This window comes from Pelagicoccus enzymogenes (genome assembly GCF_014803405.1).
Taxonomy (GTDB): Bacteria; Verrucomicrobiota; Verrucomicrobiia; order Opitutales; family Opitutaceae; genus Pelagicoccus; species Pelagicoccus enzymogenes.
In genome coordinates, this window is the sequence record NZ_JACYFG010000051.1 from 429,380 (window position 1) to 443,595 (window position 14,216).

General features: G+C 56.6%; 17 protein-coding genes and 2 tRNA genes. 14 read left to right on the plus strand and 5 right to left on the minus strand.

Features of this window, described 5'->3' with window-relative positions:
* Window positions 1-174: 174 nt before the first annotated feature.
* Window positions 175-1,377, plus strand: coding sequence for a phosphoglycerate kinase (locus IEN85_RS20610; protein ID WP_191618993.1), 1,203 nt, complete (start codon window positions 175-177; stop codon window positions 1,375-1,377).
* Between the two features lie 53 nt (window positions 1,378-1,430).
* Window positions 1,431-2,198 carry a triose-phosphate isomerase gene (gene tpiA / locus IEN85_RS20615; protein ID WP_191618994.1) on the plus strand — a complete coding sequence of 256 codons (768 nt, stop codon included), beginning with the start codon at window positions 1,431-1,433 and terminating at the stop codon, window positions 2,196-2,198.
* A 259-nt stretch (window positions 2,199-2,457) separates the two neighbouring features.
* Here tpiA and IEN85_RS20620 read toward each other — a convergent pair whose 3' ends face one another.
* Window positions 2,458-3,048, minus strand: a complete 591-nt coding sequence (locus IEN85_RS20620; RefSeq protein ID WP_191618995.1) for a response regulator — start codon at window positions 3,046-3,048, stop codon at window positions 2,458-2,460.
* A gap of 264 nt (window positions 3,049-3,312) precedes the next feature.
* Between IEN85_RS20620 and IEN85_RS20625 the strand changes: the two genes are divergently transcribed.
* Window positions 3,313-3,389: transfer RNA gene (locus tag IEN85_RS20625), tRNA-Asp, on the plus strand.
* Between the two features lie 329 nt (window positions 3,390-3,718).
* Window positions 3,719-3,795 (plus strand) — tRNA-Asp (locus IEN85_RS20630).
* Window positions 3,796-4,024: 229 nt separating this feature from the next.
* On the opposite strand, the gene IEN85_RS20635 is transcribed toward IEN85_RS20630, so the two are convergent.
* The 4 genes from IEN85_RS20635 to IEN85_RS20650 are packed head-to-tail and all read right to left on the minus strand — an operon-like array spanning window position 4,025 to window position 7,689.
* Window positions 4,025-4,651: a LutC/YkgG family protein gene (locus tag IEN85_RS20635; RefSeq protein WP_224772752.1), complete on the minus strand. Its 627-nt coding sequence runs from the start codon at window positions 4,649-4,651 to the stop codon at window positions 4,025-4,027.
* Window positions 4,652-4,679: 28 nt separating this feature from the next.
* Window positions 4,680-6,089, minus strand: coding sequence for a LutB/LldF family L-lactate oxidation iron-sulfur protein (locus IEN85_RS20640; protein WP_191618996.1), 1,410 nt, complete (start codon window positions 6,087-6,089; stop codon window positions 4,680-4,682).
* Between the two features lie 28 nt (window positions 6,090-6,117).
* Entirely contained in the window at window positions 6,118-6,879 is a 762-nt protein-coding gene (locus IEN85_RS20645; RefSeq protein ID WP_191618997.1) for a (Fe-S)-binding protein, read from the minus strand.
* A gap of 45 nt (window positions 6,880-6,924) precedes the next feature.
* Window positions 6,925-7,689, minus strand: a complete 765-nt coding sequence (locus IEN85_RS20650) for a DeoR/GlpR family DNA-binding transcription regulator (RefSeq protein WP_191618998.1) — start codon at window positions 7,687-7,689, stop codon at window positions 6,925-6,927.
* Between the two features lie 121 nt (window positions 7,690-7,810).
* Between IEN85_RS20650 and pduL the strand changes: the two genes are divergently transcribed.
* Genes pduL through IEN85_RS20700 form a run of 10 tightly spaced genes read left to right on the plus strand, consistent with a single transcriptional unit; the run spans window position 7,811 to window position 14,210 of the window.
* Complete coding sequence (gene pduL, locus IEN85_RS20655; RefSeq protein WP_191618999.1) at window positions 7,811-8,485, plus strand: phosphate propanoyltransferase; 675 nt, start codon at window positions 7,811-7,813, stop codon at window positions 8,483-8,485.
* A gap of 41 nt (window positions 8,486-8,526) precedes the next feature.
* Window positions 8,527-8,796 carry a BMC domain-containing protein gene (locus tag IEN85_RS20660; protein ID WP_191619000.1) on the plus strand — a complete coding sequence of 90 codons (270 nt, stop codon included), beginning with the start codon at window positions 8,527-8,529 and terminating at the stop codon, window positions 8,794-8,796.
* Between the two features lie 52 nt (window positions 8,797-8,848).
* Window positions 8,849-9,127: a BMC domain-containing protein gene (locus IEN85_RS20665; RefSeq protein ID WP_191619001.1), complete on the plus strand. Its 279-nt coding sequence runs from the start codon at window positions 8,849-8,851 to the stop codon at window positions 9,125-9,127.
* 43 nt (window positions 9,128-9,170) lie between these two features.
* Window positions 9,171-10,355, plus strand: a complete 1,185-nt coding sequence (locus IEN85_RS20670) for an acetate/propionate family kinase (RefSeq protein ID WP_191619002.1) — start codon at window positions 9,171-9,173, stop codon at window positions 10,353-10,355.
* Between the two features lie 42 nt (window positions 10,356-10,397).
* The gene (locus IEN85_RS20675; RefSeq protein ID WP_191619003.1) at window positions 10,398-10,700 is read left to right on the plus strand and encodes a BMC domain-containing protein; all 303 of its coding nucleotides are present in this window, start codon (window positions 10,398-10,400) and stop codon (window positions 10,698-10,700) included.
* A gap of 12 nt (window positions 10,701-10,712) precedes the next feature.
* Complete coding sequence (locus IEN85_RS20680; RefSeq protein ID WP_191619004.1) at window positions 10,713-11,027, plus strand: EutN/CcmL family microcompartment protein; 315 nt, start codon at window positions 10,713-10,715, stop codon at window positions 11,025-11,027.
* The gene (locus tag IEN85_RS20685) at window positions 11,027-12,469 is read left to right on the plus strand and encodes an aldehyde dehydrogenase family protein (protein WP_191619005.1); all 1,443 of its coding nucleotides are present in this window, start codon (window positions 11,027-11,029) and stop codon (window positions 12,467-12,469) included. The genes IEN85_RS20680 and IEN85_RS20685 overlap by 1 nt, the downstream gene beginning before the upstream one ends.
* Window positions 12,466-12,741, plus strand: a complete 276-nt coding sequence (locus IEN85_RS20690; protein ID WP_191619006.1) for a EutN/CcmL family microcompartment protein — start codon at window positions 12,466-12,468, stop codon at window positions 12,739-12,741. Before IEN85_RS20685 ends, IEN85_RS20690 begins: the two co-directional genes overlap by 4 nt.
* Window positions 12,738-13,034, plus strand: a complete 297-nt coding sequence (locus IEN85_RS20695) for a EutN/CcmL family microcompartment protein (RefSeq protein WP_191619007.1) — start codon at window positions 12,738-12,740, stop codon at window positions 13,032-13,034. Before IEN85_RS20690 ends, IEN85_RS20695 begins: the two co-directional genes overlap by 4 nt.
* 36 nt (window positions 13,035-13,070) lie before the next feature.
* Window positions 13,071-14,210, plus strand: a complete 1,140-nt coding sequence (locus IEN85_RS20700; protein WP_191619008.1) for a class II aldolase/adducin family protein — start codon at window positions 13,071-13,073, stop codon at window positions 14,208-14,210.
* The last annotated feature ends 6 nt before the right edge of the window (window positions 14,211-14,216 follow it).

Below are 14,216 nucleotides of genomic sequence, written 5' to 3' on the forward strand. Positions count from 1 at the left end.
GCGTAGGGCTGCCGCTTGCGGCATGCCGCAGCGGCCTCAGCCGAGCCTTGTTTTTTGGAATATCGGCGTGGCGCAAGCGCCAGCCCTACAATACAAACAATGGACGCCTTCGGCGCCGAACTTGACACAAGGCGAAGCGCCCGAAGTCGTCCCACCTCCTTTTTATTAAAAGCTATGGCTACAAAGACCATCGAAGACATTGACCTCAAGGGTAAGAAAGCGCTCATCCGCGTGGACTTCAACGTACCGCTCAAGGACGGCGAAGTAACCGACAAGACCCGTATCCTCGGCGCCTTGCCGACTATCAAGCACGTGATCGCCAACGGCGGTACCGCTGTGCTTCTCAGCCACCTGGGTCGCCCCAAGGGTGAGGTAAATCCAAAGTTCTCCCTTGAGCCGGTCGCCAAGGCCCTTTCCGCAGAGCTCGGCCAAGCAGTCGTGTTCGTTCCCGAGTCCATCGGTGAAGTCGCAGAAAAGGCAGTGGCCGCTCTCGAGCCTGGCTCCGTAGCCCTGCTGGAAAACGTCCGATTCCACGCGGGCGAAGAGAAGAACGACCCTGAGCTTTCCAAGGCTTTCGCCAAGCTTGGCGACGTCTACATCAACGACGCCTTTGGCACCGCTCACCGCGCTCACTCCTCCACGGCTGGAATCGCGGAGTTCCTCAAGCCAGCGGTTTGCGGTTTCCTCATCCAGAAGGAGCTCGAGTTCCTCGGCGACAAGACGGCCAACGCGGAGCGTCCCTTCACCGTTATCCTCGGCGGAGCCAAGGTTTCCGACAAGTTGAAGGTCATCGACGCCCTGCTCGAAAAGGCGGACACCATCCTCATTGGTGGCGCCATGGCCTACACCTTCGCTCTCGCCAACGGCAAGACCGTGGGTGACAGCTTGAAGGAAGACTCCATGGTCGAAATGACTGCCGAACTGCAGAAGAAGGCCGCGGCCAAGGGCGTGAAGCTCTTGCTGCCTGTCGACAACATCACGGTCGATTCCTTTGACTTCGGTGCCATGAAGGCGGGGAACCTCGGAACTTCGGACGCGGAAGGCAACATCCCAGACGGTTGGGAAGGCGTCGACATCGGTCCCAAGACCGTCGAGCTCTACTGCGCGGAAGTTGCCAAGTCCAAGACCGTTCTCTGGAACGGTCCGATGGGCATCTTCGAGAGCGACGACTGCAACAAGGGTACTTTCGCCGTCGCCAAGGCGATCGCCGACAACCAAGAGGCGACGACCATCATCGGTGGTGGCGATTCCGTAACCGCGATCAACATGTCCGGCTACGGCGACAAGGTTTCCTTCAAGAGCACCGGCGGAGGCGCGAGCCTCGAGTTCCTTGAAGGCAAGATCCTCCCTGGCGTTGACGCGCTCGACAAGAAGTAGTCGAGTGGCTTCGCTCCGATTGAAAGTAATAAAATTTAAGATCTAAAATTATCATGTCCCGCAAATATCTCATCGCAGGTAACTGGAAAATGAACAAGACGCCGGCCGATGGCGCGGATCTCGCGAAGGAAATCGCGGCATTCGTTTCCAAGGACGAGTCTGTTGAAGTCGTAATCTGCCCGACGGCAGTCGCTCTCGACCGCGTTTCCTCTGTAATCGAAGGTTCTGCTGTAAAGCTCGGCGCCCAGAATTTGTATCCAAAAGCAAGTGGCGCTTACACCGGCGAAATCTCGGCCGAGATGATCCGCGCCGTTTTTGGCAAGTACGTCATCCTCGGTCACAGCGAACGTCGCGAGTACTTCAAGGAGACGGACGCTTTCGTTAACGAGAAGGTGAAGTTCTCCCTCGAGAACAACCTCAACCCAATCCTTTGCATCGGCGAAACGCTGGAGCAGCGCGAAGCGGACGAGACTCTTGAAGTGAACAAGACCCAGTTGCTCGGCGGCCTCGAAGGCGTATCCGCCGAAGATATGCCAAAGGTTGTGATCGCCTACGAACCCGTTTGGGCGATCGGAACTGGCAAGACTGCCACTCCGGAAATGGCTCAGGAAGTTCACGCGGCGATTCGTTCCGAGCTCGCGGCCAAGTACGGCCAAGCGGTTGCGGAAAAGGTTCGCATCCTTTACGGAGGTTCCATGAAGCCAGCCAATGCTGACGAGCTACTGGCTCAGAAGGACATCGACGGTGGCCTCATCGGTGGCGCTGCTCTCGACGCAAAGTCTTTCTCCGACCTCATCGAGTCCGCCCGCAAGGCAGACTAGTCGATTTCGGATTAACGGAAATATTTGGTGGAAACGCTCTCGGTCGCTGGCCGGGAGCGTTTTTTTTGCTTGTGGGATGCGGCCTTGTGCCGCGATTTTGGATACACTGCGGGGCGAGGCGGAAGTTGCTACGGTCGCTCCGCGGGCGTATGTTCGATTGATATAACGAATTGTCGCACGCGGAGCGTCTGATCTACCTGAGAGACAAAAAGGCCACGAGCTGTCTTAGTTCGTGGCCGATGAATTCGTTTGGAATGCTCTAGCCTTGGCGTCGCGTACGAACGCGTGGCCAGCTGCGCAGGAGCTGGTCCTTGATGATGGAAGCGGTGATCGGTTTTTCCAAGTAGCCGTTCATGCCGACGCGGCGGCACTTGAGACGGGTCTCTGGGGAAACGTTAGCGGTGACGGCGATGATTTCCGTCTTTCGTTCACTGTCTGTTTCCGCCTCGCGAATCGCTTGGGTCGCCTCGATTCCGTCCATATAGGGCATGTCGAGATCCATGAAGATGTAATCGTAGTCGCCGCCCTGATACATCTTCAAGGCGTCTTCTCCGTTTTCCGCTTCCACGCAGGAGTAACCGAGCTTTTGCAGGATGATGCGGATGATCTTCCGGTTGATCTCGTTGTCGTCGGCGACAAGGATTTTCAAGGGGCGTCGCTCCGCGAAATTTTCGTCAAGCGTTTTGCTGGCGGGAGCAGGAGTTCGCGGGCTGCTCGTGTTCATCCGTGGGCGCTGGGAGGAGAGGGCTTCGAGTTGGTCGCCAGTGAATAGAAGCTCCTGCGTGGTGGTCGTCGCGGGAGGTGCACTGGTCCAAAATTCGAGCTGTCCTGGCGTGGTGCGTTTGCGCATTCGGGTGTTCAAGCAACGAAAGGTGTCAAAAAAACTTTTTTTTGCAAGTTTTACTGACGCGAGCTTAAGGATCAGGAGTTTTTGCCGTCAGGCTGGTTCGCCCCGAGGTTTTTTCGAAAGGGAGCGGTGGATCGCGGCTGGTTTTCCCGGGAATGGGAGGATTTAGGGCGGTTTCGAGGGCTCGAAAATGAGCCCGAAAAAAGTTCGAAACCGCACTTGACTTGGAAAGTCGGGTTCCTACTTTCAGCGTCTCTTTCACACCACGGGGTAGTAGCTCAGTTGGTTAGAGCGCCTGCCTGTCACGCAGGAGGCCGCGGGTTCGAGTCCCGTCTATCCCGCCACTGTGATAAAAAAGACCGTTCCTCCGGGGACGGTTTTTTTGTGTTCGAATGCCTTTCTTGATCGGGCCTCGGACCCGCGGCTTTCGCTCGCTGCGCGTGCTGCCGCAGGTGGTCGCGTTGCGCCGGGCTTCGCCCTGAACGAGTCCCGTCTATCCCGCCACTGTGGTAAAAAAGCCGTTCCATTTGGGGCGGCTTTTTTGTGTTTGGGTGGCAGCGGCTTCTCGCAGGTTTGATGTGGTGTGGAGTTGCACCATAAATTTTGCGCAACTTGCGCGTGGAGCTTGACTTGCCTAAGTGGAAACCTAGCTTCGCCGTCTCTTTCACGCTACGGGGTAGTAGCTCAGTTGGTTAGAGCGCCTGCCTGTCACGCAGGAGGCCGCGGGTTCGAGTCCCGTCTATCCCGCCACCGTGATAAAAAAGACCGTTCCTTCGGGGGACGGTTTTTTTGTGTTTGAATGCTCTTCTTGTTCGGGCCTCGGACCCTCGGCTTTCGCTCGCTGCGCGTGCTGCCGCATTGCGAAGACGTATCTATCCCACCGCTGTGAAAAAAGCCGTCCCTTCGTGGACGGCTTTTTTGTGTTTGGAAGGAGCTAAGAGCGGTCCGCTGGGACAGCGGACCCTACCTTTGGGGCTGCTTACAGCTTGCAGCAGATTTGGATGCCGGGGCCGTGGACGCCTTCGATGAGGATGCCCTCGACGTCTGCGGTCTTGGAAGGTCCTGTTACGAAGACGATGTAGGGATCGTCGCCAAGGTCTAGCATGGCGTCGTAGAGGGTAGGATAGATGGGAGCCTGCTCAGGAAGGACCGCGATGTGCAGCCATGGCGAAAGGGCTCCGAGGCGACTGGATGTCGATTTGTCGGAGAGGATTATGGTGCCTGTCTCGGCTATGATTCCAGCTGCTTGAGTGATGCCGAATTGGTAGGTGTCTATCTGGGATGCGTCGATTTCGGTGTGAATTTCTATGCCGGCCTCTTGCAGCCAAGGGCGAAGCTTGGATTTGAGCTCGGGATCGACGTATCCAGCTTTTACCGACTGGCTTTTCAGGGCTGCCAGCAGTTCGGACGCTCCTTCGGCGCAAGTCCCGTGCACGAGGTCGAAGCGGGTTTTAAAGGCGTTCCAGAGTCCTTCGGGCGAAGTGTCGCTGGGCATTTGGCTGGAGCGGATGGTGGACAAGTCCCAGTCGGGAAGCGGCGTGCGCTTGGCGTCGTCGATCAGGTTGACCGCGTCTTCGATGGGCTTGAAAAAGTCTTCTTTTTTCATCTGTGGAGGTGCGTTGCAGCTTTCGGGATTACGCTTCCTTGTTTCGTTTGTGCTCCTTGAACCATTGGCGGAACTTCCCTCCGCGGAAGGGCGGTAGGGTGCGTTCCTTGGCCCAGGCTTGCACGGCAGGCACGGGGATGAGGTTGAGCGAGATGTAGTCCATGGCCTTGCCGGCTCTCAGCGAGGTTTTCCACATGGCGGGCGAACTGCAGAGTACGGACCAGCCAGCCATAGATGGGGTGCCGGCACTGGCTTTTTTGATGCCTTCCTGCTTGGCCTTGTTGCGGTGGCGAAGGAGGAGTTCGGGAAGGGGAATGTCGACCGGACAGACTTCGTTGCAAGCTCCGCACAGGCTGGAGGCTTTGGGCAGGTCCGCATAATCTGGATACTTTTTGCCGGCAAGTAGCGGGCTAAGCACGGCTCCCACGGGACCGGGGTAGACGGCTCGGTAGGCGTGTCCGCTGGACTGGCGGTAGATGGGGCAAACGTTGAGGCAGGCGCCGCAGCGGATGCAGCGGAGGATTTCCTTGAACTCGCTGCCGAGGATGTTGCTGCGCTCGTTGTCCAGGAAGATGACGTGCATGTTCTCGGGACCGTCTGGCTGCTTGGCTGCCTTGGGGCCGTTGATGAACTGCGTGTAGACGGTCAGTTGCTGTCCGGTGGCGGAGCGTGCGAGCAGGTTGAGCAGAACTGCCATGTCCTTGTCGCTCGGAACGACTTTTTCGATCCCTATCAGGGCGATGTGGGTCTTGTTGGCGGAAATGGAGAATCGCGCGTTGCCTTCGTTGGTTACAAGAGCGATGCGTCCTGACTCGGCGGATACGAAGTTGCCGCCGGTGAGTCCGACCTCGGCCTCGATGTATTTCTGGCGCAAGAAGGAGCGGGCTCGGCGGGTGATGGTTTGCGGATCGTCGTTGTAATCCTCGCCAATGCCGGCCTTCTGGAATGTAGTGGCGATTTGCTTACGGTTTTTGTGGACGATCGGAGTGACGATGTGCGAGGGCATATCGTTGTCGAGCTGGACGATGAATTCGCCGAGGTCGCTTTCTATGCTTTCGCAGCCATGCTTTTCCAGGAAGGGGTTGAGGTGGATTTCCTCGCTGACCATGCTCTTGGACTTGATGAGCTTGGTGGCGCCTACTCCGCGCATGATTTCGAGAATGGTTTCGTTGGCTTCTTGGCCGTCCTTGGCGAAGTGAACTTTGGCTCCGTTTTTCTCGAGCTGTTCTACGGCGCTGCCGAGATAGGTCGGCAGGTTTTCGAGGGTGTGTTGCTTGATTTGGCCGGCCAGCTTGCGAATGGAGTCGGGCGCGGTGTAGCTCTGGTTGAGTGAGTCCAGGCGCTTGTCGTACTTGGCCTTGCTGGAAACGTAGACTGATTCGCGAACCTCGCGGGGCAGGTCGCGGGCGAAGGCGTCGATAGGTTGTTTCGTCTTCATGGTCGAAATTTGGTGGCGGGGTCCAGGGTTACTGCTTTTGCCCGTTACGCAGGGCTTTCATTAGGATCTCGGCAACGTGAAGCTTGTTGAGGGGGCGTCCTTGTTTCTGGGCGATGCCGGAAAGATGCATCATGCAGGCCATGTCGACGGCGCCGACGATGTCGGGCTTGCTGGCGGTGAGCATTTCGATCTTCAGCTTGCCCATAGAGACGGAGGTATTTGGGTAAGCCACGGAAAAGGTGCCTCCGAAGCCGCAGCATTGTTCGCTCTCGTCGAATTCGACCAGCTCGACTCCTTCTATGGAGGAGAGGAGCTTTACGGCGGATTGGTAGGTTTGGGTGCCGCGTGTATGGCAGGAGCGGTGCAGCGATATCTTTGCGTCGAAGCGTCCGGGCCAGCGCTCTACGCCAAGGCCGTTGACGAGGAAGTCGCAGAGTTCCCAGACACTCTTGCTGAAGGTTTGCACTTCGCCGAGGTCGTCCTCCTTTTCGAAGGCGAGGTCGTAGCCGTGGGCGACCATGTGAGCGCAGGAGCCGGAAGGAAGGATGGTGGGCTTGCGAGCGTCAAAGGTCTTGCAGGTGTGGCGAACGACCTTGCGGGTAGAATCCCAGTCGCCTGAGTTGAAGGCAGGTTGGCCGCAGCAGGTTTGGGCTTCGGGAACTTCTACGTTGCAGCCAACGTGCTCGAGCACCTCTACGGTGGCTTGGGCAACGCTGTCGAAGAAAGTGTCGCAAAGGCAGGTCATCATGAGCTGCACTTGAGTGCCGGTGGTTCGTTCGGTCTGGGACATGTTGGGAAATGTTTGCTTTGCTGGAAAGGGTTTAGGTTTGCGAGGTCAGTCCGCGTAAACGATTTGGGTTCCGCTTTGTTCGAGGGTAGACAGCAGCGGATGCGTGGCGTCGCGTGTGGTGACGAAGGTGTTGATCTGCTCGCACTGGGCGAAGAAGTAGGTGGAAGACGCTCCGAGTTTGGTGGGGTCTGCCAGTAGGATGGCGTTGGCGCAGCGGGGGATGACGAAGTCTTTGATGTGGGCTTGGGCCTCGTTCACTTCGCTGATGCCTCGGATCTCGTCGACACCATTGCCGGAAAAGAAGGCTTTATCAACTCGGTAGCGTCGAAGGGTGGCGATGGTGGCGGGTCCGATGAAGGAGTGGGATTGGCGATCGAGCACGCCGCCCGCGATGATGACTTCGATTTCGGGGTAGGGGGCGAGCTCCGCAAGCACGAGGGCGGAGTTGGTGATGACGGTGGTGCCAGCGAACTTGCTGGGGTGGCTGGTGAGTTGGAGGGCGGTCGAGCTCGCGTCTATGAATATGCGATCGCCCGCTTGGATGAGTTCGGAGGCTGCCTTGGAGATGCGACGCTTGGGCTCTATGTTCTGGATGCTGCGTTCCTCGAAGGAGCGGTCCTTGTTCAGATGCTGGCTTGCTACCGCCCCGCCATGGGTGCGTTGCAGGCGGTCCTCCTTCTCCAGTTTCTCCAAGTCTCGGCGGATGGTTTCATCGGTGACGTCCAGTTGCTGGGCGAGGTCAACGGTGCGGACGCTGCCCTCCTTTTCTAGAAGATCGATGATTACTTGGTGTCTATTAGCCGCGATCATTTGTGGGAAAATCTGTGATTATGTTGGGAATTTTGGATTTTAGGGTTGATAGGTCAAAGAAAAAGCAACAAAACCAAAATTAAACCACATTTGGTCTCTCTCTTTCCCCAACTTTTCCGGTATGCAAGGTACTCAAAACTTAAACGCACTCGAGGAGCTCGTTCGCCAAAGCGTCTATCGCCAGCTTGGTTTGGACAAATCGACCGCTGCGACTGCTCCGAACAAGCTTTTGGTAAACATCAGCGCCCGTCACTGTCACCTCACGCAAGAAGCCGTTGAGATCCTGTTTGGCGAGGGGCATCAGCTAACGCCCAAGAAGTGGCTTTACCAGGATGGCCAATATGCCGCCGAAGAGGCGGTCACTCTGATTGGTCCGCGCAGTCGCATCATTTCTAACCTCCGTATTCTCGGTCCTTGCCGCGACATCAATCAGGTTGAGATCGCTTATACGGACGCTCGGGCTTTGGGCTTTGACGTCCCTGTTCGCCAGTCTGGCGACATCGAAGGCACGCCCGGTTGCATGCTGATGGGGCCCAAGGGCTACTTCAAGATGGACAAGGGAGTGATTCGGGCCGCCATCCACGTGCACATGTCGCCGGAAGACGCCGCACACTACGGGGTGAAGGACAAGGATTTCATGCAGCTCAAGGTGCACGGCGAGTGTGGCCTGACTTTCGACAAGGTGTTCGTGCGTGTAAATCCAGACTTCAAGCTGGAGGTGCACCTTGACACGGACGAAGGCAATGCATGTGGCCTCGGAGAAAACACTGTCTGCGAGTTGAAGAAAATTAAATAACCGTAACCAAAATTTAAGTACAAAATTAACCCATATAAGTCATGAGTGAATCAATCGGAACAATCGAAACCAAGGGCTTCGTCGGTAGCGTCGAAGCAAGTGACGCAATGAGCAAGGCGGCTGGCGTGGAAATCGTTAAGCAAGTCCAGATCGGCGGCGGTTTCCTAACGGTCATCGTCAAGGGCGATGTCGGCAGCGTTAAGGCTGCGGTAGAGGCGGGCGCGGAAGCGGCCAACCGAGTCGGCGAGCTCGTCAGCTCCAACATTATCGCGCGTCCGCACAGCGATCTGCTCAAGCAGTTCGGCTTCTAGTCCAAGGGACCGGCACGCTTTATCTAGAACACTTTAAAAGAGAATTATACACATGGCTTCACAAGCATTAGGAATGATCGAAACGAAGGGCCTCGTAGCTCTCATCGAAGCGAGCGACGCTGCTCTCAAGTCGGCCGACGTAACTATGACGGGTTGGGAAAAGGTAGGTAGCGGTCTGGTATGCGCTATCTTCACCGGCGACGTCGCATCCATCAAGGCAGCCGTTGACGCGGGTGCGGAAGCGGCTTCTCGCGTTGGCGAAGTGACAGCGGTCCAAGTGATTGCTCGTCCGCATGACGACCTCAGCAAGCTTGGCAGCTTTATCGGGTAATGTACCCAATCGGTAGATACGAAAGCTTCACAGCGAACGCAGCGTGAAAATTCTGGTAGCCAACCTCGGTTCGACATCCTTCAAGTACTCATTGTACGAGGGAGATGACTCTGCTCTGACGCTTTTGGCCCGCGGCGGTTACGAACGCGTGAGCGACTATGGGGAAACCATTCGCGATGCCATTTCTTCCATGAAGAAGGACGGGCATATCGATTCGGTAGACTCGATCGATGCGGTTGGTTTCAAGACCGTGCTCGGTTTCGAAAAGACGGGATGCGTTGCTGCTGACGATTCGGTGGTCGCCGACCTTCGCGCTTCAGCGGAACTGGCGCCAGCCCACAATCCAGCTTACGCCAACGGTATCGAGCAGTTTGCCAAGGAGATGCCCAACGCTCAGTTGGTTGCCCTCTACGAAACGGCTTTCTACCAGTGGGCCTCCAAGCCGAGTCGCCGATACGCGGTGCCCAAGGCTTGGTACGAAGCGGGAGTGCGTCGCAACGGTTTCCACGGTGCGAGCCACAAGTTCGTAGCCGAGCGTTCGGCTGAATTGCTCGGGCGAGAGGACGTGGCTCAGCAAGTCCGTTTTCTCTACCAGAAGGATCAATCCGAGCTCCCAGGCAAGCCGCTCCGGGTTGTCTCCTGCCACCTCGGCGGAAGCAGTTCGGTAACAGGTATTCGCAACGGCGTCGCCATCGATACCAGTATGGGGCTCAGCCCGCAAAGCGGTCTTCCGCAAAACAATCGCGTCGGCGACCTCGACTCCATGGCCGTGACTTACGTCATGAAAAAGCTCGGCCTGAGCATCGAGGAAGTGGAGCGTCAGCTCACCAAGGAGTCCGGTCTTCTCGGTCTCTCAGGCAAGAGCAACGACGTTCGCGATATTTGGGCGGCTGTGGATGCTGGCGACGATGACGCGAAGCTCGCAATCGATTCGCTCGTGTATTCTATCCGTCAATACGTCGGTTCGTACATGCTGCAGCTTGGTGGCCTCGACGCTCTCGTCTTCACAGCAGGCATCGGCGAAAATGACACGCGCGTCCGCGAACGTGTTTGCCAAGGGCTCGAGGATCTCGGTCTAGAGCTCGATCTCGATAAGAATGCGGTTACGCGAGGCGAGGAAACTTGCATCAGCGCCGCGAACAGCCGGATCAAAATCTTTGTGATCCCCGCCAACGAGGAACTCGTGATCGCTCGCGAGACCAGTCGTTTTCTATCTCACAACAAGTGATCAAAACTCACGAAAAACTCTAAAAACAAATCTATTATTAGTATGAAACAGGCAATCGGAATTCTCGAAACCAAAGGTCTCACCGCTCTCATCACTGGCACTGACGCCATGCTCAAGTCCGCAGACGTGCAGATCACGGGTCCTGTAAAGAATGTTGGTAGCGCCATGGTAAGCGTCACCGTTGAAGGTAATGTGGCAGCTGTTAAGGCAGCCATCGAGTCTGGCGTAGAAGCCGCTCAAGCCGTAGGCGAAGTGTTGAGCGCCCACGTCATCGCTCGTCCTAGCGAAAGCCTCGCTTCCGTTATTCCACAGGCTCCAGCAGCAAAAAGCCGCGCCTCTAAATAGGGACCTCGGGCCATGTTTGTTGCCAAGGTTATAGGCCAAGTCGTTTCGACCAAGAAGGAGGAAACCCTTCGTGGTCGCCGGCTCGCCATGCTCCGCCCTTTGCTAGCGGATCCCGACAATCCGAAGAAATTCCTCGAGGGGAGTAATACGATTGTGGCGATCGACACGCTAGGGGCGGGTACCGGAGAGGTTGTCCTCTTCGTGCAGGGCAGCTCTGCCAGGCAAGTGGATGGCCTGAAGTCGGCCCCCGTGGATGCCTCGATCGTGGGCATTGTAGATTCGGTCAGCGTGCTGGGCGAAGCAACCTACCAAAGCGGAAGTAAGTAATGAATCAGCAAATTATTTCAGCAGTGGTGAGCGAAGTGCTTGCCAAGATCAAGCAAGAGAACCTCGGTGGAAGCGTTGCTGCCCCGGCAGTTGTCTCGCGTCCGTCCAAGCGTATGGGCGTTTTCGATACGGCCGAAGCGGCAGCTCAAGCGGCCCGCAAGGGACAGGAGCAACTTCGCAAGAAGGGCATCGCGACCCGCGTCGAAATCATCAACTTGGTTAAGAGCATCTGTACCGAGAAGGCGGAAGAGTGGGGCAAGCTCGAGTTTGCGGAAACCAAGATCGGCCGCCTCGACCACAAGATTGCCAAGCTTACCGGCATCAAGGACATTCCCGGAATCGAGTGGCTCAATCCGTATAGCCTGAGCGGCGACAACGGAATCATGATGGAAGAGTATGCTCCTTTCGGAGTGATCGCTGCCATCACCCCGGTGACGCACTCTGTCCCAACCATCTCCGGCAATATCGTGAGCATGGTGGCGGCCGGGAACGGCGTCGTCTTCAATGCTCACCCGGGCGGAGCCGGATGCGCTGCGGACGCAATCGCATTCTTTAACCAAGCCATCTACAACAAGACAGGTATCGAGAATTTGGTGACGATCATCGAGAAGCCATCCCTCGATTCCTTCAACGACCTCTGCAAGTCGTCCTATGTCGACTTGATGTGCGTTACCGGTGGACCTGCGGTTGTGAATGCAGCGATGCAAAGCGGCAAGCGCGCGATTTGCGCCGGACCGGGCAACCCTCCTGTGGTTGTCGACGAAACGGCGGATCTCGACCACGCAGCTCGCTCCATCATCTTGGGCGGCGGTTTCGACAACAACCTGCTTTGCATCGGCGAGAAGCAAGTTTTTGTGGTCGACTCGGTGCACAGTCAATTCATGGACGCTTTCAAGCGAGCAGGCGCTCATTTCTTGCCTCGCGAAAACATGAAGAAGCTGGCTGGCGAAGTTTTCACTTACAAGGAAGACGGCGGTGGTTGTTCGCATCCTGTATTGAATCGCGACTACGTGGGCGCGGACGCGACCAAGCTTGCTCAAGTAGCGGGTACCAGCGCGCCTGCTGGTACGGAGGTTCTGTTCGGCGATTGTCCAGGCGACTGTCCTTTTGTTGAGGAAGAGCAGATGATGCCGGTCATCCCGGTTGTACGTGCCAAGAATGTAGACGAAGCAATCGAGCTCGCCTACCAGTCCGAGCACGGTTACCGCCACTCCGCTATCATGCACTCCAAGAACTTGGACAACCTGACCAAGATGGGGCAGAAGATGGACTGTACGCTTTTCGTGAAGAACGGCGCCAGCATCGCCGGTCTCGGAATGGGCGGCCATGGATACGCGAACTTCTCTATCGCTACGACTACCGGCGAAGGGATTGTCACGACTCAAACCTTCACCCGCAAGCGTCGTTGCGTGATGGTTGATAGCCTCAATATCATCCGGTGATCCTCGCCAAAGTAGTCGGAAACGTAACCTCTGCGGTATGCCACCCAGGTTTGGATGGCATCCGTATGCTCCTGTGCGAAGTCTTGGATCCCCAAGGCGAGGGCTCTGGGCGTATCATTGGTTCGGCCGACTGGATTGGCGCTGGCGACGGAGATACTGTCTTGATCAACGCGGACGGCGATGCCGTGCAAACCTATGCAAAAGATCCGCAGGCTCCATTGCGCAATGTCGTGATGGGGATTGTGGACGACTTGGAGGAAAAAGGAGCATGAGGTTTGGCAAGGTGATTGGTCGCGTAGTGCTTGGGCAAACACTGCAGTCTTTGGCTGGGGCGCGTTGGCTTATGGTGAAGCCGTTGAGCCGTGCCCAGTTCAAGGATACGGAAAGCAAGGAATCCTCCACAGAGCCATCGCTGGTCGTTTACGACAAGCTAGGCGCTGGACTAGGAGATGTTGTTGGATTTACAGAAGGGGGAGAGGCGATGCTTCCCCTTCCTAGGGGCACCCCTGTCGATGCCTACTGCGCTCTCATCGTCGATCGTATCAATTTTTTTGGTACGAAATAGAATTAAAGAAAAACGAACATTTCACACGAATCTGTCATGAAAAAAGTACTCACAGAAAGCGATATCGAAGCTCTTTTGGCTCAAGGCAAAGGTGCGGACTCAATCCCAGCTGGCACCATTCTTACCCCTACCGCTAAGGATCGCCTCAAGCAAGCCGGTGGTTCGGCCAAGCCTCGCTCAATCGCTTCGAAGTCGTCGGCTGCTCCCGCGGGTAACGTGACTATGACCGACCACGAACTCTTCGGAGTTCCTGTGGTGCCGGACTACGAATTCAAGTGGACGCCTGGCAAGGATCCGCAAAGCCGCGACGAGATTCGCGCTTTCTATTTTTCGCCTGAGATCACTGCCATTCGCCAGCGTATGGCTGACATGGGCAAGCGCATGTGGGATCGTGAGTACACCGACGGAAACGGTGGTAACCTGACCGTTCGCGTCGGCGACAACCTCGCTCTCTGTACGCCAACCTTGATTTGCAAGGGCTTCATGAAGGCGGACGATATGGCCTTGATCGACCTCGACGGCAACCAGATCGCCGGTCGTCTCAAGCGTACCAGCGAAGCCATGACGCACCTTGCGATCATGAAGCGCCAGCCCAAGGCCAAGGCTTGCTGCCACGCTCACCCGCCTCACGCGACTGCATATGCGGTGGCCAAGGTCCAGCCGCCTACATGCTTGATTCCAGAAGCGGAGGTGTTCCTCGGCCAGATCGGTGTTGCCGAATACCGCACGCCCGGTTCTCCTGAGAACGCGGAAGAAGTTGGTACTGTCGCTATCGATCACATGTCCGTTCTCATGATCAACCACGGTGTGATCACTTGGGGCAAGGACATCGAAGACGCTTACTGGAAGATGGAAAACACCGAGTCGTATTGTAAGACGGTTTGGGTGGCCTCGATGCTCGGCAAGAAGCTCGATCCGATCAAGGCTTCCGAAGCCAAGACGCTGATCGAGCTCCGCAAGTCCCTTGGTATGGATGACAAGCGTGAAGGTTGGAAGGAATGTGAGCTTTGCGACAACTCGGACTTCCGCCCGGGCTTTTTCACGGATCGTGACGGTGGCGCTTGCGAAATCGCCTGCGGTTGCAATGGCGATAGCAAATCTGGCGCTAGCATCGCTGATGCGGAAGAGCTGGTGAAGACGATTACAGCTGAGATCCAAAGCCAGCTGGGACGGTAAGAAAAG